The organism is Actinoplanes auranticolor, from assembly GCF_018332655.1.
Taxonomy (GTDB): domain Bacteria; phylum Actinomycetota; class Actinomycetes; order Mycobacteriales; family Micromonosporaceae; genus Actinoplanes; species Actinoplanes auranticolor.
The window spans coordinates 1-23256 of sequence record NZ_BOQL01000058.1 but is presented as its reverse complement, the minus strand read 5'-3'; the positions used below and the strand labels follow the sequence as shown (position 1 = coordinate 23256).

General features: G+C 72.2%; 27 protein-coding genes. 11 read left to right on the top strand and 16 right to left on the bottom strand.

The features are described 5' to 3' along the window. Positions 1 to 2 precede the first annotated feature (2 nt). The 3 genes from Aau02nite_RS33290 to Aau02nite_RS33280 form a co-directional block, all read right to left on the bottom strand. Positions 3 to 938, bottom strand: coding sequence for a carbohydrate ABC transporter permease (locus tag Aau02nite_RS33290; RefSeq protein WP_212992579.1), 936 nt, complete (start codon positions 936 to 938; stop codon positions 3 to 5). An 11-nt stretch (positions 939 to 949) separates the two neighbouring features. Then, positions 950 to 2254, bottom strand: a complete 1305-nt coding sequence (locus Aau02nite_RS33285) for an extracellular solute-binding protein (protein WP_212992578.1) — start codon at positions 2252 to 2254, stop codon at positions 950 to 952. Between the two features lie 120 nt (positions 2255 to 2374). After that, positions 2375 to 3118, bottom strand: a complete 744-nt coding sequence (locus Aau02nite_RS33280) for a hypothetical protein (RefSeq protein ID WP_246595622.1) — start codon at positions 3116 to 3118, stop codon at positions 2375 to 2377. Between the two features lie 140 nt (positions 3119 to 3258). On the opposite strand from Aau02nite_RS33280, the gene Aau02nite_RS33275 reads away from it, so the two are divergent. The 3 genes from Aau02nite_RS33275 to Aau02nite_RS33265 are packed head-to-tail and all read left to right on the top strand — an operon-like array spanning position 3259 to position 5274. Further along, entirely contained in the window at positions 3259 to 3987 is a 729-nt protein-coding gene (locus Aau02nite_RS33275; protein ID WP_212992577.1) for a histidine phosphatase family protein, read from the top strand. Beyond that, entirely contained in the window at positions 3971 to 4816 is an 846-nt protein-coding gene (locus Aau02nite_RS33270) for an NAD(P)H-hydrate dehydratase (RefSeq protein WP_212992576.1), read from the top strand. Before Aau02nite_RS33275 ends, Aau02nite_RS33270 begins: the two co-directional genes overlap by 17 nt. Before the next feature lie 44 nt (positions 4817 to 4860). Further along, positions 4861 to 5274: a CBS domain-containing protein gene (locus tag Aau02nite_RS33265; protein ID WP_212992575.1), complete on the top strand. Its 414-nt coding sequence runs from the start codon at positions 4861 to 4863 to the stop codon at positions 5272 to 5274. Positions 5275 to 5444: 170 nt separating this feature from the next. On the opposite strand, the gene Aau02nite_RS33260 is transcribed toward Aau02nite_RS33265, so the two are convergent. Beyond that, a complete protein-coding gene (locus Aau02nite_RS33260; protein ID WP_212992574.1) occupies positions 5445 to 5951 on the bottom strand; it encodes a hypothetical protein in 507 nt (168 codons plus the stop codon). A 238-nt stretch (positions 5952 to 6189) separates the two neighbouring features. Here Aau02nite_RS33260 and Aau02nite_RS33255 point away from each other — a divergent pair, with 238 nt between their 5' ends. Beyond that, complete coding sequence (locus Aau02nite_RS33255; RefSeq protein ID WP_212992573.1) at positions 6190 to 6738, top strand: glyoxalase superfamily protein; 549 nt, start codon at positions 6190 to 6192, stop codon at positions 6736 to 6738. A 15-nt stretch (positions 6739 to 6753) separates the two neighbouring features. Here the strand turns inward: Aau02nite_RS33255 and Aau02nite_RS33250 are convergent, their stop codons facing one another. Further along, the gene (locus tag Aau02nite_RS33250; RefSeq protein ID WP_212992572.1) at positions 6754 to 7371 is read right to left on the bottom strand and encodes a DNA-3-methyladenine glycosylase; all 618 of its coding nucleotides are present in this window, start codon (positions 7369 to 7371) and stop codon (positions 6754 to 6756) included. A 10-nt stretch (positions 7372 to 7381) separates the two neighbouring features. Continuing rightward, positions 7382 to 8488 (bottom strand): citrate synthase 2, encoded by a 1107-nt coding sequence (locus tag Aau02nite_RS33245; protein WP_212992714.1) that lies wholly within the window; start codon positions 8486 to 8488, stop codon positions 7382 to 7384. A 67-nt stretch (positions 8489 to 8555) separates the two neighbouring features. Between Aau02nite_RS33245 and Aau02nite_RS33240 the strand changes: the two genes are divergently transcribed. Next, a complete protein-coding gene (locus Aau02nite_RS33240; protein WP_212992571.1) occupies positions 8556 to 9752 on the top strand; it encodes a citrate synthase in 1197 nt (398 codons plus the stop codon). Here Aau02nite_RS33240 and Aau02nite_RS33235 read toward each other — a convergent pair. From Aau02nite_RS33235 to Aau02nite_RS33225, 3 genes are all read right to left on the bottom strand, one after another. Beyond that, on the bottom strand, positions 9732 to 11255 hold the full coding sequence (locus Aau02nite_RS33235) for a N,N-dimethylformamidase beta subunit family domain-containing protein (protein WP_246595621.1): 1524 nt from the start codon (positions 11253 to 11255) through the stop codon (positions 9732 to 9734). The two genes, Aau02nite_RS33240 and Aau02nite_RS33235, sit on opposite strands and share 21 nt — an antisense overlap. 164 nt (positions 11256 to 11419) lie before the next feature. Further along, complete coding sequence (locus tag Aau02nite_RS33230; RefSeq protein ID WP_212992569.1) at positions 11420 to 11572, bottom strand: hypothetical protein; 153 nt, start codon at positions 11570 to 11572, stop codon at positions 11420 to 11422. Next, a complete protein-coding gene (locus Aau02nite_RS33225; protein WP_246595640.1) occupies positions 11569 to 12348 on the bottom strand; it encodes a CAP domain-containing protein in 780 nt (259 codons plus the stop codon). Before Aau02nite_RS33225 ends, Aau02nite_RS33230 begins: the two co-directional genes overlap by 4 nt. Before the next feature lie 463 nt (positions 12349 to 12811). Between Aau02nite_RS33225 and Aau02nite_RS33220 the strand changes: the two genes are divergently transcribed. After that, positions 12812 to 13273, top strand: a complete 462-nt coding sequence (locus Aau02nite_RS33220; RefSeq protein WP_212992567.1) for a GNAT family N-acetyltransferase — start codon at positions 12812 to 12814, stop codon at positions 13271 to 13273. Here Aau02nite_RS33220 and Aau02nite_RS33215 read toward each other — a convergent pair. After that, a complete protein-coding gene (locus tag Aau02nite_RS33215; RefSeq protein ID WP_212992566.1) occupies positions 13243 to 13482 on the bottom strand; it encodes a hypothetical protein in 240 nt (79 codons plus the stop codon). The two genes, Aau02nite_RS33220 and Aau02nite_RS33215, sit on opposite strands and share 31 nt — an antisense overlap. A 200-nt stretch (positions 13483 to 13682) precedes the next feature. Here Aau02nite_RS33215 and Aau02nite_RS33210 point away from each other — a divergent pair, with 200 nt between their 5' ends. After that, entirely contained in the window at positions 13683 to 14897 is a 1215-nt protein-coding gene (locus Aau02nite_RS33210) for a hypothetical protein (protein ID WP_212992565.1), read from the top strand. Here the strand turns inward: Aau02nite_RS33210 and Aau02nite_RS33205 are convergent. Beyond that, a complete protein-coding gene (locus Aau02nite_RS33205; protein WP_212992564.1) occupies positions 14879 to 15484 on the bottom strand; it encodes a nucleotidyltransferase domain-containing protein in 606 nt (201 codons plus the stop codon). The genes Aau02nite_RS33210 and Aau02nite_RS33205 overlap by 19 nt on opposite strands. Positions 15485 to 15528: 44 nt before the next feature. Between Aau02nite_RS33205 and Aau02nite_RS33200 the strand changes: the two genes are divergently transcribed. The 3 genes from Aau02nite_RS33200 to Aau02nite_RS33190 are packed head-to-tail and all read left to right on the top strand — an operon-like array spanning position 15529 to position 17305. After that, positions 15529 to 16014, top strand: coding sequence for a type II toxin-antitoxin system PemK/MazF family toxin (locus Aau02nite_RS33200; RefSeq protein WP_212992563.1), 486 nt, complete (start codon positions 15529 to 15531; stop codon positions 16012 to 16014). Positions 16015 to 16052: 38 nt separating this feature from the next. Continuing rightward, positions 16053 to 16637 carry a hypothetical protein gene (locus Aau02nite_RS33195; RefSeq protein WP_212992562.1) on the top strand — a complete coding sequence of 195 codons (585 nt, stop codon included), beginning with the start codon at positions 16053 to 16055 and terminating at the stop codon, positions 16635 to 16637. Positions 16638 to 16651: 14 nt separating this feature from the next. Continuing rightward, entirely contained in the window at positions 16652 to 17305 is a 654-nt protein-coding gene (locus Aau02nite_RS33190) for an adenylate kinase family protein (RefSeq protein WP_212992561.1), read from the top strand. A 4-nt stretch (positions 17306 to 17309) separates the two neighbouring features. Here Aau02nite_RS33190 and Aau02nite_RS33185 read toward each other — a convergent pair whose 3' ends face one another. Beyond that, on the bottom strand, positions 17310 to 18155 hold the full coding sequence (locus tag Aau02nite_RS33185) for a hypothetical protein (protein WP_212992560.1): 846 nt from the start codon (positions 18153 to 18155) through the stop codon (positions 17310 to 17312). A gap of 44 nt (positions 18156 to 18199) precedes the next feature. Beyond that, complete coding sequence (locus tag Aau02nite_RS33180; RefSeq protein ID WP_212992559.1) at positions 18200 to 18961, bottom strand: polyphosphate kinase 2 family protein; 762 nt, start codon at positions 18959 to 18961, stop codon at positions 18200 to 18202. 101 nt (positions 18962 to 19062) lie between these two features. On the opposite strand from Aau02nite_RS33180, the gene tyrS reads away from it, so the two are divergent. Continuing rightward, complete coding sequence (gene tyrS / locus Aau02nite_RS33175; protein ID WP_212992713.1) at positions 19063 to 20304, top strand: tyrosine--tRNA ligase; 1242 nt, start codon at positions 19063 to 19065, stop codon at positions 20302 to 20304. A 217-nt stretch (positions 20305 to 20521) separates the two neighbouring features. Here the strand turns inward: tyrS and Aau02nite_RS33170 are convergent, their stop codons facing one another. From Aau02nite_RS33170 to Aau02nite_RS33160, 3 genes are all read right to left on the bottom strand, one after another. Continuing rightward, positions 20522 to 20773, bottom strand: a complete 252-nt coding sequence (locus tag Aau02nite_RS33170) for a hypothetical protein (protein ID WP_212992558.1) — start codon at positions 20771 to 20773, stop codon at positions 20522 to 20524. Beyond that, positions 20754 to 21476, bottom strand: coding sequence for a hypothetical protein (locus Aau02nite_RS33165; RefSeq protein WP_212992557.1), 723 nt, complete (start codon positions 21474 to 21476; stop codon positions 20754 to 20756). Before Aau02nite_RS33165 ends, Aau02nite_RS33170 begins: the two co-directional genes overlap by 20 nt. A gap of 112 nt (positions 21477 to 21588) precedes the next feature. Next, positions 21589 to 22197: an RNA polymerase sigma factor gene (locus Aau02nite_RS33160; RefSeq protein ID WP_212992556.1), complete on the bottom strand. Its 609-nt coding sequence runs from the start codon at positions 22195 to 22197 to the stop codon at positions 21589 to 21591. Positions 22198 to 23256: the final 1059 nt, after the last annotated feature.

Sequence of the window (23256 nt, the reverse complement as noted above, 5' to 3'; positions counted from 1 at the left end):
GGTCAGACCCCCTTCTCCTGGCGGCGGACGATGGCGAACCAGACGGCCGAGACCATGAGCACGACCAGGAAGAAGAGCATCGACACGGCTGCGGCGTAGCCGACCCGGAAGTTGGTGAAGCCCTCGTCGTAGACGTACTGCAGGATCGAGCGGGTGGCGAAGTTCGGGCCGCCGGCGGTCATGATGTACATCTGGTCGAAGACCTTGAGCGAGGCGATCACCTGCAGCACGGCCACCAGCGTGGTGGTCCGCGCGAGCATCGGGATGGTGATCTTGCGGATCTGCTGCCACGGCGAGGCGCCGTCCATGGCCGAGGCCTCGTAGAGGTCGCGCGGGATCTCCTGCAGGCCGGCCAGGTAGAGCACGAAGTTGAAGCCCAGCGTCCACCAGATGGTGGTCAGCGCCAGCGACGGCATGGCCCAGTTGGGGTCGCCGAGCCAGTTCGGCGAGGTGAGGCCGATCTTCAGCAGGCCGGTCTCGATCAGCCCGAGCCCCGGGGTGTAGATGAAGATCCAGATCAGCGCCACCACGGCCGAGGGCAGGATGTACGGCGCGAAGAACGCCAGCCGGAAGAACCACCGGCCGCGCTTGGCCCGGTCGGCCAGCAGCGCGAAGACGAACGCGAGCACGATCAGCGGGGGAGTGGTCAGCACGGTGAACCACACCGTGTGCCACAGCGACGACCAGAAGTCGCTGCTCTGCAACGCCTCGGTGTAGTTGCCGAAGCCCGCGAAGCCGGACAGCCCGGGCTTGACCAGGCTGGTGTCGAAGAAGCTCATCACCAGGCCGTAGATGGTCGGGCCGATGATGAACGCGAGGTACAGCACCAGGAACGGCGCCAGGAAACCCAGGGCGGGCAGGCCGGTGCCGGGTCGTTGCTCCGGTGGCGGCCCGTCCTCGGTCGCGGGGCGGGGGCGTACGACGGTCTCGGTGGTCACCAGGCACCCCCTCAGATGGGTGACGCGGTCTTGGACAGGTTCAGCAGCTGGCCGCGCATCTGAGAGATCGCGTCAGCCGGGGACTGCTGGCCGCCGAGGACGGTGGCGACGGCGGAACCCATGACGATCTCGAAGTTGGAGCCGGAACCGGAGTACCAGCCCTCCGCGTCGTAGACGGCGGCGTCGGCGGCCGCGGAGTAGTTGGACTGCGGCGTCATGGCCCGGTACTCGGCGCTTTCCCGGAACGGCAGCCAGGCCGGCACGTGCCCGCCCTCGGCCCAGGTCTTGCTCTGGTCCAGCATCGAGCGCACCAGCAGCAGCGAGCGGTCGAGACCGGCCTGGTCCTGGTCCGGCCGGCGCGGGATGACCAGGGTGTGCGAGTCGGCCTGCACGGCGTACCGGTCGCCGCCGAAGACATTGGGGAACAGCGTCATGGAGAACGGCATCTTGGCGGTCTGGAAGGTGGAGATCTCCCACTCGCCCTGGAAGTAGAAGCCGGCCTGGCCGTTGGCGAACGTGGCGATGGAGCCCTGGTAGTCGCTGCCCGCGGGGAACAGGCCCGACCTGGTCAGCGACTGCAGGAAGGTCAGCACCTGGCTCGCCTTGGCGTCGTCGAGCACCACCCGGCGGCCCTCGTCGGCCAGGACCTCGCCGCCCAGCTGACTGTAGAGCGACTGGAAGATCCGCCACGGGGTCGAGGTGTCGTTGTTGATCGTCACCACCCCGCCGTACGCGCCGGAGGCCTCTTTGGCCTTGCGCATCGCCTCGGTGAACTTCTCCGGGCTGTCCAGCGGGGCCAGCGCCCCGGACGAGTCCAGCAGTCCCGCCTTCTCGCAGATGTCGGTGTTGTAGAACATGACGAACGGGTGGGTGTCGATCGGGATCGCGTACGCCTTGCCCTCGACCAGCCCGGCCTGCCAGGCCCGCGGGGTGAACAGGTCGGCGCTGATGCCGTGCCGGGCCAGGTCCGCGGGCCGCAGCTCCTCCAGCAGACCCGAGCTGACCAGCGTCTTCATCCGGGTCAGGTGCGAGATGGCGACGTCCGGCGGCTTGTCGCCGAGCGTGGCCAGCGCCAGCTTCGTGTAGTACGGATTGCCCCAGGCCAGGGTGACCGCGCTGAGCGTGACGCGCGGGTTGGCGGTCCGGAACGCGTCGAGCATCTGGGTCATCCGGACGCCGTCGCCGCCGCCGAACAGGTTCCAGTAGTCGAGCGACCCCCTGGTGTCGCGCCCCGGCGTCACGCCACTGCACCCGGTCAGCCCGAGGGCCGCCGCGGCGGCCGTACCGCTCAACAGAGCGCGTCGGGTCAGTGTCATGACTGGAGCCTCCCGCCGCGCTTCGCCGCGAGTCCACAGATCGGCCTTCGCAAGACGAGAACGATCGGACGCGAATCGAGAAGGATCCGCCCGGCGAAGGCCGATCATCCGAACGTCGGGTCAGTCCTCGTCCCGCGGCTCGCCGGGACCGGCTTCCGCGGCGCTGTCGCCCGCCTGCTCCGGGGCGTCGCCTTCCTCGCCGGAGGCGTTCTCGGGCCCGCCGGAACCGGTCACCGGGGCCTGGAGATCGGTGCCCACCTGCGGCCGGTCGACCCAGAGCGCGCGCAGCTGGCCCTGCATGAACGTGGTCAGCCGGGCCCGGTACTCGCGGTCGAAGTGCTCCAGCGCCTCTATCTGCTGCTGCAGTGCCTCGCGCTTGGCGATCAGGCTGCCCACGGAGTCCTCGTAACGCTGCTGGGCCTGCAGCTTGAGCTGCTCCGCGTGGCCCTGCGCGTCGCCGACGATCGCCGCGGCCTCGTCCTTGGCCGCGGCCAGGATCTGGTCGGCGTTGTGCTTGGCGTCGTCGGCACGCAGCCGGGCGTCGCGGGCGGCCTGCTCCGAGGTGGCTCGCGCCTCGGCCAGCACCTTGTCGGCCTCGCAGCGCACGTTGTGCGCGTGCACCTGGGCGTCGCGGGCCGACTGGTCGGAGGCGGCCTGGGCGTCGGAGCGGATCTTGTCCGCCTGGCGTTTGGCTATCGCGACGTGTTCCTCGGCCGTGCGCTGGGCCAGGGTCAGCACCTGCAACGCGTGGTCCGGGTGCAGCGGGCCGCCGGGCACGACCATCGGATGTTCCGAGGTGGCGGTGTCCGCGGCCGTGCCGTTGAGCACCGCTTTGACCCGCGCCTTGATCTGGTTGTCAGTCACGATACCTCCGGTAGCCAGCGCGAGGTCCGCGCCGTGGACCTTGCCTCCCTCCTAACGGGCCAGGGCTGCCGGACGCGACGGCCGGGGGTGGCCTCATTGTGGGTGGTAGTCCTCACCCCCGGCCGGGTAAGAGGCTGGCCATGGAGCAACTGCAGTGGCTGGGCGTCATCCGTCATGGCCAGAGCACCGGAAACGTGATCGCACAGGACGCCGAGACCGGTGGGCTGGAGGCCATCGACATCCCGGAACGCGATGCCGACGTGCCTCTGTCGCCGACCGGCCGGGAGCAGGCCGAGGCGGTGGGCAGTTGGCTGAGCGGGCTGAGTCCCGGCGAACGGCCGCAGGTGGCGATCGTCTCGCCGTACCTGCGGACCCGGCAGACCGCCGAGCTGGCGCTGGCCGGCACCGGCATTCCCGCGGTGGTCGACGAGCGCCTGCGCGACCGGGAGCTGGGCGTGCTGGACCTGCTGACCGGCCGGGGCGTGGAGGCCCGGTTGCCCGAGGAGTACGCCCGCCGTGCCCGGCACGGCAAGTTCTACTACCGGCCACCGGGCGGGGAGTCCTGGGTCGACGTGCTGCTGCGCCTGCGGGCCCTGCTGCGCGAGCTGCGCCAGGACCATCCCGGGGGCCGGGTCCTGCTGTTCGGTCACGAGGCCACCGTGCTGCTCGTGCGGTATCTCGCCGAGTCGCTGAGCGAGGCCGAGCTGATGGAGGTCGCGCACGCCACCACGGTCGCGAACTGCTCGATCAGCACCTGGCGCCGCGGCGACGACGTGCTGCGCCCGGAGCTGTTCAACTCGGTCGCCCACCTGCACCAGGAAGGCGCGCCGCCCACCCGGCAGGAGGACGTCAATGCCGAGCCCGTCTGAGGCCGAACGGGTCATCACGCCGCAGGTGCTGCGCGACTGGCCGTTGCCCGATCCGCAGGGCGGCAAGGAAGCGCGCGGCACGGTGCTGGTCGTGGGCGGGTCACGGTCGACGCCGGGCGCCGTGCTGCTGGCCGGTGTCGCGGCGCTGCGGGCCGGGGCCGGGCGCCTGCAGCTCGCGGTCGAGCCGTCCACGGTGAGCGCGCTGAGCATCGCCGTACCCGAGGCCAAGGTCGTCGGGCTGGGCGAGAACCAGGACGAGCTGGAGCAGCTCGCGGCGAACGCCGATGTGGTGGCGGTCGGTCCCGGTCTCGACGACATCGACGTCACCTCGCGGCTGCTGCACGCCGTCCTGGACGCGGTCGGCAAGGACACGGCGATGGTGCTGGACGCGTACGCCCTCGGCGCTCTGAGCAAGGAGCAGGATCTGCTGGCCGGCCGGTCCGCCCGGGTGGTGCTGACGCCGAACGTCACCGAGGCCGAGCGGCTGCTCGGGCGCGAGCCGGGCGACGACCTGGCCGCCGAGGCCGCCAACCTGGCCGAGCGCTACCAGGCCACGGTCAGCCTGTTCGGGCACATCGCCACCGCGGACGGCGGTCGCTGGCGCGAGGAGAGCGGCGACGTGGGCCTGGGCACCTCGGGCAGCGGCGACGTGCGCGCGGGGATCGTGGCGGGCCTGCTCGGCCGCGGTGCCGACCCGGCCCAGGCGGCCTGCTGGGGGGCGTTCGCGCACGCGGTCAGCGGTCAGCGCCTGGCTCCGCGGTTCGGGCGCACCGGCTTTCTGGCCCGCGAACTCGTCGACGAGGTCGCATACACGATTGCCACGGTCTGAGGCGGGTACGCCGAAGACATCCACCGAGCGAAGGGAGAACCCCGATGACCACCGCACGCGAGATGATGACCCCCGACGTGACCTGCATCGGTGAGAAGGAGAACCTGGCCGAGGCCGCCCGCAAGATGGCCGACCTCGACGTCGGCTCGCTGCCCATCTGCGGCGAGGACAACCGTCTCAAGGGCATGATCACCGACCGCGACATCGTCGTGAAGGTCGTGGCCAAGGACCGCAACCCGGCCGACTGCACGGCCGGTGAGCTGGCCCAGGGCAAGCCCGTCACGATCGGCGCGGACGACGACGCGGCCGAGATCCTGCGCACGATGTCCGAGCACAAGGTACGCCGGCTGCCGGTGATCGACGGCCACCAGCTGGTCGGCATCGTCGCGATCGCCGACGTCGCCAAGGCCCTGCCCGACCGCCCGGTCGGCGACCTGATCGACGCCGTCACCTCCTGATCGGCCTGGCCCGGGGTGGGGGGCGCGGGACCCGACCCCCACCCCGGGGGCTGTCAGGCGGTCACATCCGACCTGCCCTCCATGTGACAACGATGTCAGACGACACGCTTCATAGAAGCATGCAGATATAACCACTTGTCAACACGCGGGGCATCGCCGGCCCCGGCGGCTCAGCGTGAGGTCGTCTGCGGCTGTCCGGTGCGGGCAGTGCGGCGTACCCGCAGCAACGACGCGGCGGCCAGCGCGGTGCCGCCGGCGCCGACCCCGCCGAGCACCCCGAGCGCGAACCGCTGCTGGTGGTCGACCTGGCGCCGCGCGGCGGCGGTGTCCCCGGCGGGGATCTCCTGACTCATCCCGGCGATCGCGCTGATCCCGGCGAACCAGAAGGCGAAGAACACCATGCCGGTGAGGGTCAGCCCCCACCGCGGCAGCTCGGGCGGCGACCAGACGGACCGCACCCACCCGCTCTGCGGCTGCCGGCCCCGCACGACCCGCCGGTTGGTGAGGACCCCGGCGGTGAAGCCCGGCAGCACGAGTACCCCGGCGACCACGACCGCCACGGTGGTCGGCACCAGCCGCTCCCCGCGGATCAGGGCGCCGATGAGCACGCCGGCCCAGCCGACGCCGGCCACACACATGACGTCGAGCAGCAGCAACATCCGACGCGAGATCACCACCCGGGAACGCTAGCTGCCGGGCCGCCCGCCGGGGCCGGATCCCGCCGATTCCCCACCGACGTGACCCTTCGGATCCAGCGACGGTGGCTTATGGTGTGGGTGGCAGGTGCGGCCGGCCGCTCGCGCCCCGACCGGGGTCATGGTGAACGCATCGCGGGGTTTCCGTGCCGGCTTCCCGGTCGCGGCACCGGCCGACAATGCGAGCCTCGGCGGGAAACGTGCCGCTCGGAAGGCCACCATGACCACCATCGGAGTCGCGCGGGCCAAGGCCCTCGCCAAGCTGCTGCGCGGCGACCTCGCCGCAGCGGGCATCACCGTCACGCACAGCCTCGCCCTGGAGCTCGTCGCCCACCAGCACGGCGCGAGGGATTGGAACGTCCTGGCCGGATCGAAGGATGCCGGTCCGAGGCCGGCCTGGCCCGACATCGCGCCCGGAGTACCGGTGCTGCGCGTGATGTCGGTCGAGGCGGCGCTGCGCTTCTACGTCGGCCACCTCGGCTTCACCGTGGACTGGCGGCACCAGTTCGAGCCCGGCACGCCGTGGTACGTGCAGGTCTCGCGGTCCGGAGCCGTACTGCACTTGTCCGAGCACCATGGCGACGGCAGTCCGCACGGTGTCGTGTGGTTCCCGGTCGCCGACGTCTACGCACTGCACGACGAGCTGCTGTCCCGTCCTGGAGCGGCCCAGCGGCCGGGCGTTGACGCCGACGCTCCGGGTGGCCCGACGATGCAGCTGATCGACCCGTACGGGAATGTGTTGCGCTTCGCTCAGCGAGAGCAGACCTGACCGGCCGGCCCGGCGTCAGCTCCGGGTGCGCAGCCGGGGAGCGTGTCGGCGGTAGCCGCTCACCGTGGGATCGTCCTTGATCCAGAACCGCCACGGCACGTCGTGCGCGGCGGTGACGCCGACCCGCGGACCCGCGACCACCTCGGCGGCCGGCACCGGTGCGACCGGCGGGCTCAAGGTCGCCGGACCGCCGCCGTCCACCACGGACGTCGCGTTGGCCCGCCGGTCCAGCGCGAGCACCTGCATCAGCTTGGCCGGCCCGGCGGCCAGATCGCGGTCCCGCTTGGCGGCCGGACGCCGGGACCGGGCGGTCTCCAGCCCGTCGACCACCTCCCCGGCCCGCAGCAGGACGGCCGAGGCGACCCCTTCCTCGCCGCACACCACGTTGGCGCAGAAGTGCATGCCGTAGATCTGGTAGACGTACAGCATCCCGGCCGGGCCGAACATCACCTCGTTGCGCGCGGTCATGCCCCGGTGGGCGTGGCTGGCCGGGTCCTGGCCGAGGCCGCTGTAGGCCTCGACCTCGGTGAGTCGGGCGGTGACCCCGTTGGCGGTGAGCCGCCACCCGAGCAGCTCCCGCGCCGCCCGGTCCACGTCGGCCGCGGGGATCCGCAGCCAGGAGTAGTCGTTCACCCGCCAGACGCTAGCGGGTGGCGCCGAGACGCTCCCAGCCGGCGAGGGTGGACGGCTCGCGGTCGGTCTCGCCCACGTAGTCCGCCGACGGCCGGATGATCTTGCCGAGGTGCTTCTGCTCGATGATGTGCGCGCTCCACCCCGCCGTCCGCGCGCAGGCGAACAGCGGCGTGAACAGCTCGGCCGGCACCCCGGCGAAGTCCAGCACGATCGCCGCCCAGTACTCGACGTTGGTCTCCAGGACCCGGTCCGGCTTGCGCTCCCGCAGCTCGGCCAGGGCGGCGTGCTCCAGGGCGAGCGCGACCTCGTACCGGGGCGCGCCCAACTCCCGGGCGGCCGCGCGCAGGATACGGGCGCGGGGGTCCTCGGCCCGGTAGACCGGGTGCCCGAAGCCCATCAGGCGCTTGCCACTGTCGAGCACTTCTCTGACGTAACCGCGGGCGTCACCCCGCTGCTCCACGGCCTCGACCATGCCCAGCGCCCGCGACGGGGCACCGCCGTGCAGCGGGCCGGACAGGGAGGCGACGGCCGCGGAGAGGCAGGCGGCCACGTCGGCCCCGGTGCTGGCAACCACGCGCGCGGTGAAGGTGGAGGCGTTCATTCCGTGTTCCGCCGCGCAGACCCAGTACCGTTCGATCGCCTCCGCCCGGCGCGGGTCCGCCTCGCCCTGCCAGCGGATCATGAACTGCTCGGCGGCGGTGCGGCCCTCGTCGACCCGCCGCTGCGGCACCTCGGGCCGCTCCGGCCCGCGGGCGGCCTGCGCCACGAACGACAGCATCGTGGCCGACGTGTGCGCGAGGTCGTCGCGCGCCCGCTCCTCGCCGATGTCGATCAGCGGTTGCAGGCCCCGGCGCGGGGCCACCATGGCGGTCGCCGCCTGAAGATCCACCCGCAGGGCGCCGGAGTGGACCGGTACGGCGAATGGCTCCGCGGCGGGCAGTGGCCGGGCGAAGTCGCCGTCGACCAGCAGCCCCCAGACGTCGGCGAAGCCGGCCCGCCCGACCAGATTCTCGATGTCGACCCCGCGATAGCGCAGGGAGCCGCCGGTGCGGTCGGGTTCGGCGATCCCGGTGTCGAACGCGACGACGTCGGCCAGTCCAGGTTTCACGGTCAGCATCATCCCAATGTCGTTGCGGTCGATCCGCATGTCAACATTGATCCAGTCAACATGAGAAGATGACCACATGAGCGGAGACCGGCTGCTGACGACCGAGGAGGTGGCGCGCCGGCTGGGCGTCAAAAAGGCGACCGTCTACGCGTACGTGAGCCGGGGCCTGCTCGGCAGCCACCGCAACGCCGACGGCAAGGAGAGCCTGTTCGCCGAGCCCGAGGTCACCGCCTTCGCCGCCCGGCGCAGGCGCCCCGCGGCCGTGCCGGACGCCCCGGCCATCCACACCGGTATCACCCTGATCACCGGCGACGATCTCTTCTTCCGCGGCCACCGTGCCGGCGAGCTCGCCACGACGGCGTCCTTCGAGTCGGTGGCCACCCTGCTGTGGACCGGCAAGCTGGAGCACATCCCGGTGGAGCCCGATCCCGATCTGCTGGCGCTCGCCCGCGCAGTCACCGCGCCGCTGCCCGCGACCACCCGGCTGACCGACCGGCTGAGGGTCACCGTGGCCGCGATCGCCGCCGCGGACCGGTTGCGTTTCGACACCACGCCGGCCGCCGTGATCGCGCGCGGCCGCACCATCATCGGCACCATGGTCGCGGCCCTGCCCGTACGCGCCCAGCCGCCGCAGAGCCCGGCCCTCGCGGACAATCTCTGGGCCCGCCTGACCGAGCGCCCGCCCACCCCGGCCGACCTCGTCGCCCTGAACGCCGCGCTGGTGCTGCTGGCCGACCACGACCTGGCCGCCTCCACCTTCGCCGCCCGGGTGGCCGCGTCCACCCGGGCCCACCCGTACGCCGTCGTGCAGGCCGGCCTGGCCGCCCTCGACGGTCCGCTGCACGGGGCGGCCAGCGAAGTCGTCGCCGGGCTGCTGACCGAGGCGACCCGGTCGGGGGATCCGGTCGGCACCATCGCCGACCGGCTCCGGGCCGACGGCTCGGTCCCCGGCTTCGGCAACCCGCTCTATCCGGCCGGGGACCCCCGCGCCGCGGTCCTGCTCGGCCTGCTGGGCGAGTCACCGGCCACCGTCGATCAGCGGTCGGTGCGAGCGGCCATGGCCCGGCACTCCGGCGCCGCGCCGACCATCGACTTCGCCCTCGCGGCCTTCACCATGGCCACCGGCATGCCCGCCGACGCGGGGGAGGCGATCTTCGCGGTCGCCCGGACGGCCGGCTGGATCGCGCACGCGCTGGAGGAGTACGCCGACGAGCCGAGCCGCTTCCGGCCCAGCGGACGTTACGCCGGCCGGTCACCCCGGGCGGCCGGCTGACCCCGGCGGCCCCACCAGCATGCGCGTGAGCAGGTTCATCGTCGCCTGCTGGATCCGTACGTCGGTGTACGGGGAGTCGACCAACGCGAGGTTCCAGTGGAAGGTGCCCGCGGCGAAGACGAGGGTTCCGCGCGGCGTCTCGTAGAGGCTGGTGTTCTGCACGCGGGTCCCGCGCCCGAGCCGGTCCTGGTACGGCGTCTCGGACAGCAGCGTCTGGTTCGCCTCGCGGGAAAGCTCGATCTTCGGGTTCCAGCCGTCGGCCTCGACCGCCACCAGCCCGGGCACGGTGTCGCCGTCGCGCACGCCGGTGCCCGCCCAGAACCAGTGCCTGCTTCCGCTGATCACCAGCGGCACCGGGTCCGCCAGCATGCCGTTGTACTGCACGCCCAGCAGGCGCTGCTCGGCCTGGCTGTACTTGCGGCCGAGCTTGCGCCAGTTCCGGGTCGGCCCGGTGTCGTCCGCGTACGGGTCCGGGGTGTCCTTGTAGCAGGTCACCACCCGGTTGGGACGCCCGTCGCGCGCTTCGTCGAACCGCACGTGCCAGTAGACGTTGTTCGCCGCCAGGAACGTCAGGTGCGTTCCGTTGTCGAGCGCGCTCTCCGTGGCGTCCCGCATGGCTTTCGACCAGTACTCGTCGTGGCCCGGGAAGATCAGCCCGCCGATCCGGCCGGTGGGGATCCCCTGCTCGTGCAGGTCCAGGCTGGAGGCGTACGCCACGTCGAAGCCCACCGCCTCGAGCCAGCGGACCGCGGCCAGGTCCAGCTCGGCACAGCTCGGCATGCCGCCCCGCGAGTACGGGCGGTCGAAGGACACCTGGAACGCGCGCTCGGTGAGGCCACCGATCCGGCCCGGCTCGACGTATCCCTTGTAGAGGTTCCGGGCCGTCCGGCCGTCAGCGGGCCAGAAGTTGTACGCCTGGTAGGTGCTGAACGGCACCACCACCAGGAAGTCGGCCCGGCGCCGGTCGTCGCGCACCACGAACGGCGTGCAGCTGCGGAACCCGTCGCCGGTCTCGAACACGGCCAGGAAGTAGCCGGACGTCCAGTCCGCGGGCACGGTCAGCGTCCACGCGACGGGCCAGGCGCACTCGATCAGTCCGGTCGCGGGGTCGGCGCTGGGAGCGGGCATCCCCTCGCCGCGGAGGCTGCCGCTGGTCAGCATGCGCCGCCCGCCGGCACCCGCGTAGTGGCCCAGCCGGTAGACCGAGACGGTGAACGGCCGGTCCCCGGCCACGGAGACGTGGAAGTCGACCGACTCGCCGGCGCTCACCGAGGTCCGGGAGGCGTAGCCCTGGATCTGGCGGGTGACGTCGTCGGAGATCCGCGCGCCGCTCACCCGCCACCCGGTGTCCCCGGCGAGCTGGTTCTCCAGGACAACCGGGTTGGCGGGGCGTCCGGTTGTCTTCTTGTCGGTCTGCGCCGGCCGGATGCCGGAGGTGCTGCAGGAACCCGAGGTGCTGACGGTGGTGAGCGCGAGAAGGCTCAGCGCCGTACGACGGGACATGGACGGCATGGTGTTTTCCCCCGTGGTGAAATGCCGCCCGCGGTGCCGTTCGGCCACCGAAATGGCTCCACTGTGGACAGTGGAGCCGCGGGCGTTGCTGTCACTTGCGGCGCCGAGTATGCCGGGCGTCCGCAACCGCGCTGGGGGTGAGCGGCGGAGAGGGGTCAGCGGGCCGGGCGCCGGGGGCCGGCCGGGCGCGTGCGCTTGACCGGGCCGCACTGCCCGCCCGGCCGGTTGGGGCCGAACGGGCGGGTCGGGCCGAACATGTCGCGCAGGCGGCGGCGCCGGGCCGGGCCGCTGGGCCACCGGCCGGTCATCCGACGAAGTCCTGGGTGAGCCACACCTTGCCGCTCGGCTCGCGCACGACGCTGAGCCCGATCCGCTCGAAGCCCTTGCTGAGCAGGTTCTTGCGGTGCCCGTCCTCCGGCGGCACCTCGGCCAGCATGCTGTCGCACAGCCCGTTCGCGGCCTTGACGATCTCGGAGTCCGCGGCGCCCGCGAAGCCGAAGCCGATATTCTCGCCGGCCGAGCGCCATTTCACGCCCTGCGCGCTGAACCGGTCGCCGATACCGCCCTCGCCGGAGCACTGGTGGCTCAGCCCGCAGCCGTCGATCATCCGCTGGTTGTGCAGCGCCGCCGCCTTCGACAGCGCGGTGTCCAGCGACAGCGGCGCCAGGCCCTCGTCGCCGCGGGCCGCGTTGATGTGGTCCAGGACCTGGTCGAGGACCGAGCCGCTGGTCGCCGGGGCGCTCTTCGGCTTCGCCTTCCGCGCCGGCGGGGTCGTCCGCCGCTTCGTCGGCGTCACCTTCGGCTCGGCGGCCTTGCTCGGCGCCTTGGCCACCGGCGCGGCGCTGGTCGGCGACGGGGACGGGGACGGGGCCGCCGAGCTGGGCAGGATCGTCTCGTCCAGCAGGTCGGTGCCGGTGCCCGGGTCGCCGGTGGGCTCGGCCACGACGACGGGGACGTCCGCGGCGGTACGGGCCGCCGGCGGCGAGCCCTGCCGGTTGAACCCGACGACCGTGAAGCCCACCCCGATCACCACGGCGGTGGCTCCCGCCACCAGGGTGTACCGGAATTGCTGGGCAGCGGGCATCGGCACGGGACGGTCACCTCGGGAGTAGCGGGTCGCGGCCGCGCGGGCGCGGCAGGAAGCCGGGTGGGGGACGGCAACTCGTCGACTATGCGGCCCGGCAGGCCCGTGCGGGTGCCACCTCAGGAGCGCTTAAGGATCGACTCACGAAGACATAAGAAGCCGGGTATGCAGGGCGCGACCACGCTGTCGTCGAGCTGCAGCCGCTCGGTCGCGTACCGGTGCACCGAACCGTGCCCGGCGGTGAGCCCGGCCAGGACCATCCCGATGATCTCGGCCGGCGCCCGGCCGTAGCCGGGCCGGCGCAGCCCCCGGCCCGGGTTCTCGGCCAGCCACTGCGCCAGCGGGTGGTGTGCCCGTCGGTGGTCGGGCAGCCGCCCAGGTCGCGGAAGTTGCAGAGGCTGTCGAAGGGCACGTGCCGGCCGGGAGTCGTACCCGAGATCATCGCCTCTGCGAGGATCGGGACATGACAAGGGAACTGCCGCAGGGCTACCGCCTGGTCGAAGAGCCGCCGCCGGTGGAGGCGTACCTGGCGCTGCGGCGCGACAGCGGTCTGTCGCCCAGGACCCGGGAGCAGGCGGTCGCGGCGCTGCCGGGCAGCTGGTACGCCTGCCACGTCGTGCACACGGACACCGGTACGGCGGCCGGCATGGGCCGGGTCATCGGCGACGGTGGCTGGTACTTCCACGTGGTGGACATGGCGGTCCTGCCGGATCACCAGCGCCGCGGCCTCGGCGACGCTGTGCTGACGGCGCTGCTGGCCCGGATCCGGCAGCAGGCCCCGCCGGGCGCCTACGTCAACCTGCTCGCCGACGCACCGGGCCGCCGCCTCTACGCCCGCCACGGCTTCGTGGAGACCGCGCCCGCCTCCATCGGCATGGCCTTGGTCCAGCCCTCTCAGTCCACCCAGGCGAGGAAGCGCTCGTAGAGGTCGGCCGGGGTCGGTTCGCCGACGGTGGTGAGGTCGCCGACCGCGTCGTACATCACCGAGGCCATGTAGATGCCGAGGCCGGCCGGGAAGCGGGCGTACTGCTCGGTGAGGTCGGCCTTGGCGGGTGCGCAGGGCCAGGGCCGGGCGCACACCTGGCAGTCCCAGGACGGGCGGGCCGGGAGGTGCTCGGTCCGCGGCAGCAGCATCAACGCACGCACCTTCCGGAGTCCCTGCTCACTTTGAGCGATAGGGGGACTACACAGAGGAGCGTGCCTGACCTGGTGTCAGTCATCAATGGCTCTCGGAGGCGGATTCTCGAATTCGGCTGGCAACTTTCCGACAGGAACGGCGGCGACTGTGCCGAGGTCACGGGCGACCTGCCGGACGGAAGCCATAGCCTGGTCCGGTGATCACCACCGTCGAGCTGCCCGAACCCGGCCTGCTGTGGACCCGCTGGGCGACGCTGGCCGCCGCGTTGACTGCCCTCGGATACGACGACGTCTGGTCGGTGGACGAGACCGGTGCGCACCACGACGACGGCGGCGGCAACTGGTCGCACCTCGCGCTCGTCGAGGGTGGCCGTGCCGTCCTGTACGGCTGTGACCACGAGTACAGCGCCACCACCCACGCCGATCCGCCGCTGGACCTGCTCGCCGGGGCACCCGACTGGCTGCCCTGGGACGACCTGCTGCCGCGGGCCGCCGAGGACCAGCTCGGTTACGTGCTCTGGCACGAGGACGGCCGCTGGCGCCGGGTCGAGTATCCGGGCGGCGAGCAGGACGGGCTCGCCGCGACGGCCGGCGCGGTGCTGGACGCCGATGCCACCGTGGCCGAGCTCGTCAGCTTCGTCTTCGAGTGGGGACAGCACGATGTCGACACCGCGGACGAGCGGGCCGACGTGCGGGCTGCCGCCGTACGGCTGCTGACTGCCGGCACCCGCCGCGAGCTGGACGGCACCGCCCTGGCCGTCCTGCTCGGACGGCTCACCGAGCCGGCCCTCGACGCCGCCGCGGGCTGGGCCGTCGCCGTGCGCGGTGGCCTGGCCCCGGGCACTTCGGTGCCGCGGACGGCCGCGGGCCGGCGGCCGGCCCGGCGCCGGGTCCGCAAGCTCAGCGACCACGAGCACGACCGGCTCATCTGGGCCGCGATGCACACCGAGCCCGAACGCGCCCGGCCCGAGCCGGTCCCGACCGGCGAGCTGGGCGCCCTGGTCACCTGGATGCGCGGCCGCGCGCCGGGCGGGGACGGCCACTGCACGGTCCGGGTGTACGCCGACGGCAGCAGCCTGGCCGCCGAGCCGGGCGAGCACGCGCCCGCCGACCGGCCCGGCGAGGGCAGCTTCGGCGCCTTCGGCGAGCTGAGCGAGCTGGTCCGCCGGCTGCGGGAGGCCGAGGCGGCCGGGGCCGCCGGACGCTGGTTCTTCCTGTACGTCGAGACGACCGCGCACGCGCTCACCGTGGAACGCCGGTACGACTCGTGGCCGGACTGGTGGCCGGACGACGGCATTTCGGGCCCGTGGCGCAGCAACCTGCGGGCCGAGGTGCAGGCGCGTGAGCCGGCCTGGCAGCCCTCCTGGACGGCCCTGCTGGACCCCGGGGTGGCCTACCGTCCGGCGGAGTGAGCCAGCCGCTCGCGCCAGGGGTGCTCCGGATGCGCCAGTGCCAGCGCCGCGTCCAGCCAGGACCGCCGGGCGGCCGGCAGCTCCGGCAGCACCGCGGCGAGGTCCTGCTCGTCCTTGTCCCGGGCGGCCTTGGCCTTGAAGAGCAGGACCACCTCGGGGACGACGAAGGGGATCCCGTCCGGCGTGCGCTGCACCACCTCCGCGTACGGGCGGCGGATCCGCTCGTCGCGCCGGCAGATCCAGGTGTCACCGTCGTGCCGCTCCCGGAAGACGTCGAAGCGCCACATCCGGGTCACCGGGTCCAGCGCCCAGGTCTGGAACTCGGCCGCCAGGCTCACCGGGTCGGCGGGCGTCAGCTTCCCGGACTGCGGCACGTGGAACTCCCAGCCCGGGAACAGCGGCGGCAACAGGCGGAACTCGGACGCGGGCAGGACCATCTCGATGTCGTGATGCTCCCGGGTGACCCGGCCCAGGAACAGATCCACCGCCCACCCACCGGCCACGGCCCAGGTGACCGGCAGCGCGGCCAGCCGGTCCGCCAGCTCCTCCGGCGAGTACGGCTGCCACGCGTCCACGCCGGGAGTCATGCCGCGAGCCTAGACGCGCGCGCCCTGGTCGATACAGTGCGCGGGTGAGCAGACTCCTCAACGGCATCACCAGCACGCTGCGCCGGGTGGCGGGGCGCCGTACCCCGGCTCCGCAGGGCACCGCGCGCCCCGCCCCGCCACGGCAGGTCCCCACCGCCCAGCGCGGCCGCAACCTCGAGTACTCGCCGAACCTCGACGGTGACGCCGACCCGGGCGAGATCGTGTGGACCTGGGTGAAGTACGAGGACGACCCGTCACAGGGCAAGGACCGGCCGGTGCTGGTGGTCGGGCGCAACGGCCGTACCCTGCTCGGCCTGATGCTCTCCAGCCAGACCGAGCGCGACGGCCAGCGCAACTGGCTCGCCCTGGGCCCCGGCGACTGGGACCGCGACTCGCGGCCCAGCTGGATCCGGCTCGACCGGGTCGTCGAGGTCGACGAGGACGGCATCCGCCGCGAGGGCGCGGTCCTCGACCGCACCCGCTTCGACCGCGTCGCCGGTGTGCTGCGCCGCGACCACGGCTGGGCATAACCGGTCACCGCGGAGAGTTGGCCACTACCGTGGTGGACATGGATACGGACGTCATGGTCGGTTTCGGCGGTAAGCAGGCATGGCTCGCCGTGCGCGACGGCGATCCGGAGCAGGTGCTCGCGGCGCTCGGCCTGCGCGACCTGGGCGAGGTGTCCTGGCGCGCCGGGGTCGACCTGGCCCACCTGAGCGACGACCGGGTCGCGGTCACGCCCGCTCTGCCGGGCGCCCGCGACACGTCCTGGGTGCTCGCGACCGGCCGTTACCTGCTGCGCCCCGACACGGTGGTCGACGTGGTGGAGCTCTCCGCGCGCCTGCACACCGAGGTGCAGTTCTTCGCCACGCACCGGGTGACCGAATCGCACCGCTGGCAGCGGGCCGTCGACGGCGAGCTGGTCCGCACGTTCGGCTACGTCGGACAGACGGGCGACGTCACCTCGTGGCACGGCGACCCGGACCCGGCCGAGCGGGCCGCCGGACTGCCGGCGAGCTTCGTCGACGAGGAGAGCACGGTGCTGGTCTCCGAGCACGACGTGCTGCGGGTCGCCGACGGGTGGAGCATCGACCCGTCCGGTCTCGACGGACGCAAGGCGCCGGGCCCGCTGCGCGTGGGCGCCGCGGACTGAGAGAGGACGACACCATGCGCAAGTACGTGATCATGGGCGTGCAGGGCAGCGGCAAGGGCACCCAGGCCGAGCTGCTCTGCAAGGACCTGAACCTGGTGCACATCAGCGTCGGTGACATCTTCCGCTGGCACGTGCAGCGCCACACCAAGCTCGGCGCCCAGGTACGGCGCACCATGAACGCCGGCGAACTGGTCGGCGACGACATGGTGGAGTCCGTGGTCCGCGACCGCCTCGAACAGCACGACTGGAACTTCGGCTTCGTCATCGACGGCTTCCCCCGCAACGGCCGGCAGGCCGAGTTCTTCATGGAGAGCTACGACATCGACGGCGTGATCCACCTGGAGCTGCCCGACGACGAGGTCCGCCGCCGGGTGCTCAGCCGCCGGCTCTGCCCGGGCTGCGGCATGGACTACAACGTGATCGCCGACCGGCCGGAGGTCGAGGGCCGCTGCGACATCTGCGGCACCGAGCTGATCACCCGGGCGGACGACACCCCGGAGGCGCTGGCGGCCCGCCTGCGGGACTACCACGAGAAGACCCGCCCGGTGCTGGAACTCTTCGGCCGCAAGGAGGTCGTGCACGACGTGGACGCCCGCCCCTCCGCCGACGAGGTGCAGGCGTCCATCCGTGCGGCGCTGGGGCTACCGGCCTACGCCCCGGTCGCCTGACCGCTCAGGCGGTGAACCTGTTGCGGCGGCGGGTGAGCAGGAAGGCCACCACACCGGCGACGAGCAGCAAGCCGCCCACCCCTGCGATCGCGACAGCGTTGCTGCCGGTCACCGCCAGTCCGCCGCCGCTGCCGCCGTCGGCCGGCGGGGTGGTCGCCGGGGCCGGGGCCGCGGGCGTGCCGGTCGGGGTGGCGGTCGGCGCCGAGGTGGGCGCGGTGGTCGGTGCGGTGGTCGGCGGCGTCGTCGTCGGGGTCGTCAGCTTGACGTACGCGAAGCCGACCCGCTCGGTCTTCTCCGGCACCGGCAGCTCCTTGGGCTCCAGGGTCAGCTTGCCCCCGGTGCCGGCGACCGGCGTCGTGCCCGGGCCACCATGCTCCTCGGCGGAGTCCTTGATGCCGCCGTTCTTGTCCACCCAGTCCTTCGGGAACCACTGGAAGATGACGCTGCCGCTGAAGTCCTTGGCGTCCGCCGCGGCCGAGACCTGGAACGGCGAGAGCGCGTAGGTGCCGCCGACGGGAAGGTCGCCCTCGAACTCGCACCACGCGCCGTCGAGGTTGCTGTCGGTGTAGTACCAGCAGTTGGTGAAGGTCCGGGGCAGACGCAGCTCGTTGAACACCCGGATGTTGACCACGACCCCGGCCGACGGCGCCGTGCCGCGGTTGGTGACGCCCAGCACCACCGGAATGGTCTCGCCGCGGTGGATCGGGTAGGTGACGGAACGGCCGTTCGCGTCGCGTTCGGTCAGCGCCCCGAACAGCGGGACGTCGTCGGCCGCCTGGGCCACCGAGGGGACCGCCAGGACGCCGGCGGTGACGAGTGCCGCGCCGAGCGCGCGCAAGATGGTCTTCACGAGCGGGCACCCTACAAGGCTTCGGCAAACAGCGTGTGCCCGCTTCAGTCAGCGTCGTGAATGTCGTATCCGTGCCTGGTGAGCGCCTTCTCGACCGTTTTGCAGACCCGCTCGACGACGGCGAGGCGCGCGTAGTGCTTGTCGTCGCCGGGGATGACGTACCAGTGCGCCTTCGGCCTGTCCGTCTTGTCCAGCATCTCCGCCACCGCGTTCTCGTAGTCGGCGCGGCGGTCCCGGTTGCGCCAGTCCTCGTCGGTGAGCTTCCACCGGCGCAACGGGTCACCGGCCCGGTCCTCGAAGCGGCGCAGCTGCTCGTCCTCCGAGACGTGCATCCAGAACTTGATGAGGATCGCGCCCTCGGCGGTCAGCGTCCGCTCGAACTGGGCGATCTCGTCGTACGCGCGGGTCCACTGTTTCGTGGTGGCGAAGCCTTCGACGCGTTCGACCAGGACGCGGCCGTACCAGGAGCGGTCCAGCACCGTCATGCCACCCCAGCCGGGCAGCTTCGGCCAGAAGCGCCACAGGAAGTGGTGCCGTTTCTCGTCGTAGGTCGGCGCGGCGAACTGCGACACCCGGACGTGCCGCGGGTCCAGCGGTGCGACCAGCCGTTTGATCGCGCCGCCCTTGCCGGAGGCGTCCCAGCCCTCGAAGAGCACGCAGAGTGGCGGTCCGATCTTCTTGTTGCCGATCTGGCCGCCGAGCAGCAGCCGCAGGCGCAGCAGCCGTTGCTGGGCGACGTCCAGCCGCTCCTGGGCCTGCTTCTTGGACAGCTCGACGGGCGGTGCGGCGGAACCCAGGCGACTCATGGTTCCAGCGTCGCACCTGGCCGCGACCGCGGCATCCCGAAACCCGGTGTGAGCGGCCGGGCCCGGTGCGGGACAATTTCCCGGTGACTCTCGTTGACGACATGCAGTGGCGCGGACTGATCCAGGACTCCACCGACCCCGAGGAGCTGCGCAAGCACCTCGACGGCGGCTCGATCACGTTCTACGTCGGCTTCGACCCGACCGCCGCCTCCCTGCACGTCGGCAACCTCATGCAGGTGGTCACGGCCCGCCGCCTGCAGCTGGCCGGGCACCGTCCGCTGCTGCTGGTCGGCGGGGCCACCGGCCAGATCGGCGACCCGGGCGGCAAGTCGGCCGAGCGGGTGCTCAACCCGCGCGAGGTGACCGCCGGCTGGGTGCTGCGCATCCGCGACCAGCTGGCCCCGTTCGTCACCTACGAGGGTGCGAACGCCGCGACCATGGTCAACAACCTGGACTGGACCGGCGACCTGTCGGTGATCGACTTCCTGCGCGACGTCGGCAAGCACTTCCCGATCAACAAGATGCTGGCCCGCGACGTGGTGAAGAACCGCCTGGAGACCGGCATCAGCTTCACCGAGTTCAGCTACCAGCTGCTGCAGGCCAACGACTTCCACGAGCTGCACCGCCGGCACGGCTGCTCGCTGCAGTTCGGCGGCTCCGACCAGTGGGGCAACATCACCGCCGGGGTCGACTTCGTCCGCCGCCGCGGCGCCGGCCCGGTGCACGCCTTCACCACCCCGCTGGTCCTCAAGGCCGACGGCACCAAATTCGGCAAGAGCGAGGGCGGCGCCACCTGGCTCGACCCGGCGATGACCTCGCCGTACGCGTTCTACCAGTTCTGGGTCAACGCCGACGACCGCGACGTCCCGCAGTACCTGCGCTACTTCAGCTTCAAGAGCCGCGAGGAGATCGAGGAGCTGGAGAAGGCGACCGCCGAGCGGCCGCAGGCGCGGCTGGCCCAGCGCGAGCTGGCCTTCGAGATCACCGCGCTGGTGCACGGCGAGGAGGAGGCCCGGCAGGCGGTCACCGCCAGCCAGGCGCTGTTCGGCCGGGGATCGCTGGAGGAGCTCTCGGCGGACACGCTGCGGGCCGCGTTGTCCGAGGCCGGCCTGACCGAGGTACGCGGTGAGCTGCCGACCGTGACGGCGCTGCTGCAGTCGTCCGGGCTGGTCAAGAGCGGGGGAGAGGCGCGCCGCACGATCGCCGAGGGCGGCGCGTACCTCAACAACGAGCGCCTCACCGACCCCGAGGCCGCGGTCCCGGAGTCGGCGCTGCTGCAGGGCCGTTTCCTGGTCCTGCGCCGCGGCAAGCGTACCTTCGCCGGCGTCGAGGTGATCAGGTGAGCGGCACCGTCTAGTTGATCGGCCAGCGCTCGGATCGCCGGGGATACGGCACCGGTACGGGCGGCTCCGGCGCCGTCGCGGCGATGTGAGCCGCGGCGGACATCCGCCGGTCCAGGTTGAAGCCGATCACGTACTTGAGGTGCTGCCAGCGGCCCAGCGGTTGCGACCTTGGTGTTGCCCGACACCGCGCCGACACCCCGGTCCCGCAACGGCTGGATCAGCCGCCCGACCGCATCACGCTCGAAGACCGTGTCGCCGGGGCCGTCGTGGTCTTCGCCGGCGGCCGGGTGGTCGCGCGGGGCCGGGCCGGCACCGCGGCGTCCGGCCGACTGATGCGCAGGTCGTCGCGGCCGGGCCGGCCGGGCACCGAGCCGGGCCGGCCCCGGATGAACCCGGCCGGCAGCGCCACCACCGCAATCAGTAACAGCAGGCCGCCGGCGCCGCCCTGCTCACCCGCCGTTCCTGCCACGCCCCTTGGGGTGATCCGGTCGCTTGCTGGTGCCGTGACCCTTACCGGGATGGCTCGGCGTGTCGGAAGGCTTGCCGGTGGTGGTCGGCTTGCCGGGCTTCGGCGGTTCGGCGGGCTTACTGGCCGTACCACTGCTCGGCGGCCCGCTGGGCTCGGCGGACTTCCCGAGCTGCTTCGCGCAGAAGCCGTCGATCTCCGGCATCCCGCCGGCCGCGGCGGCCAGAGCCCGCCGCGTCGGCGCCGGCACGGCCTTACCGGGCGGATCCTGCCGGGCGGCGTCCCAAACCCGGCAGAGATCCAGGACCGTGGTCCCGCCAGGTGCGGACGTCACGCTGCGGCCCGGGGTCGGAAGGCGAGACGGTACGGCTGACGTCGGACCGCCACCAGCGGAGGGCTGCCTCGACCGGTCCGGAGCGGGCACTCCCGCCTGCGAGAAGATGTCATGGGCGCGTTCCTGCGCGGCCGGGGGCAGACTGCCCGTCCGCGCCGCCAAGGCGGTACCACCGAAAGCCAGAACAGCGAATCCGAGAGCCACCTTCATCGCGATCGTCCTGACTGCCCGGTTTCTTCTCCTCGGCGGCGCGGTCGGTACAGCACGCTGCCGCGCGGCGAGGAAGCCGGCCACAGCCGCCCGCTCACCGGCCAGATCCTCCCCGGGGGTGGAAGTCCTGGCGGCGTCGAGCAGCTCGACCAGACCCTCCATGCCAGGGTCCGGCCGTGCACCGGCTACAAGCCGATCGGCCTCGGTAAGACCGATCCGGCGGGCTCGCCTCGTCGACATCGCAGACCGAAGAGCGCTCCATGCCCCCACCGCGTTACACCCCTTCCGGCAGAGCCGGATCGATCGGCGCGTTCCCGGCCACCGGCGCGTTGCGCGCCTGCACCTGCGGATGCGCCGCCAGCCGCCGCAGACCCCGCATCGTCGCCACCCGCACAGCGCCGGACCGCTTACCGAGCACCTTGGCGGTCGTGGCGACATCCAGCCCGGCGACGACCCGCAACATGACGGCCTCGGCCTGGTCGGAGGGCAGGGACGAGATCAGCTCCAGCGCCCACCGGGTGTCCGAGCCCTCCATAGCCTCGGCGGCGGCATCCCGGGCCCGGAGCCCGGAGTCAGGGGATCCACCGGAAGCCACCGGCTCCTCGGGCCGCCGGCCGACCCGCCGCCGCTCATCGATCCCCCGATGCCGGGCGATCCGGAAGAGCCACCCCCGGAAAGCGGCACCGTCCCCGGAGAACCGATGCAGATCCCGGGCGGCCTGCAACCACGTCTCGGAGGCGACATCCTCGGCGGCGTCACCGACGACAACCCGCAGATACCGGAGAACGGCCGGCTGCAGGGCCCGCCAGAGGGTGGCGAAACCCTGCTCATCACCACCCTGAGCAGCCCGCAGCGCGGGGAGGAGGTCATCGTCATCGGACACGGTGATCCCGTCGGCTCCCTATCGCATCAATCCGTACCTGCAACCAAGGGCAGCACCATACGCCGGGGAGAGCGGGGGAGGTGGCCACCCCGAGTGCGACAGCCTTCGTACGGGGCTTCTTCTCTTGCCGGTCCTTCGTTCGGTTGCCTGCCTCTCAAGACCTCCCGTCCTCCGCCTCTCCGTCCCCTCGGTGGCCCCAGTCCCCTCGGTCGCTCTCGTCCCCTCCCTCTCGCGTCCTCCGTCTCTCCCATCCTCAGTTCCTTCCTGTCCCCGTCGTTCCTCTCTTTCCTGTCCTCCCGCACCAAAGCTCTACCTTGTTGCCCGCGGCGTCTGATGCCGTACGTCCTATGCCGGCCCCGCCACCTGCTCTTCCGTGACCGGACCGCTGTGCTTTAGGCGCGTCGCCGCATCCAAGACCCCGGGCCGGGTGCGCCTGCCGCCCGTCCACGCCATGTGACACCTGGCGTGGACTCTCGTCCGCCGTCCGCCGTCCGCCGTCCGCTGATCCGCGTCCGGGTCCGCCCTTCGCCCTCCGGGGTCCGCCCACGCGGTCCGCCGTCCGTCCTCCGCCCTCCAGGTCCGTCGTCGGGGGTCCGCCGTCCGCCCGCGGTCGAGCCGGCGGTAGTCACCAGCCCGATGCCTCGGAGCGGTCGCTACACGATCGGATGACGCCGCTACTCACCGCTCTTATGCCTGCTCAGCGACCTGCAGCCAGCCGCTGGTGGCGGGACGGGAGCGTTGTGGTGGGGACCACGGGGGGCCGATTTGGCGCTCCCGACAGGAGCGGGTAATGTTTTGGGAGCCGCAGGGAAACGGGCGAGGCAAGCAGAACGAACTGACCGAGCAAGATCCGGTCACGGAGATCAGCTACCGGCCGTCCTGCCAACCCCTAGGAAATAGCATCGGGTAGAGTCGTGCGCGGCTCTCGACCGAAGCTACGGATCGGGGGGCTTGCGCGAAACTCTCACGCAAAACCGGTAAGACCCGGATTTGACGCTGAGAAATAGCGCGAGTAAAGTTGAACGAGTGCCCCGGGAGCGGGTCGCCTAGTTGGGCGGC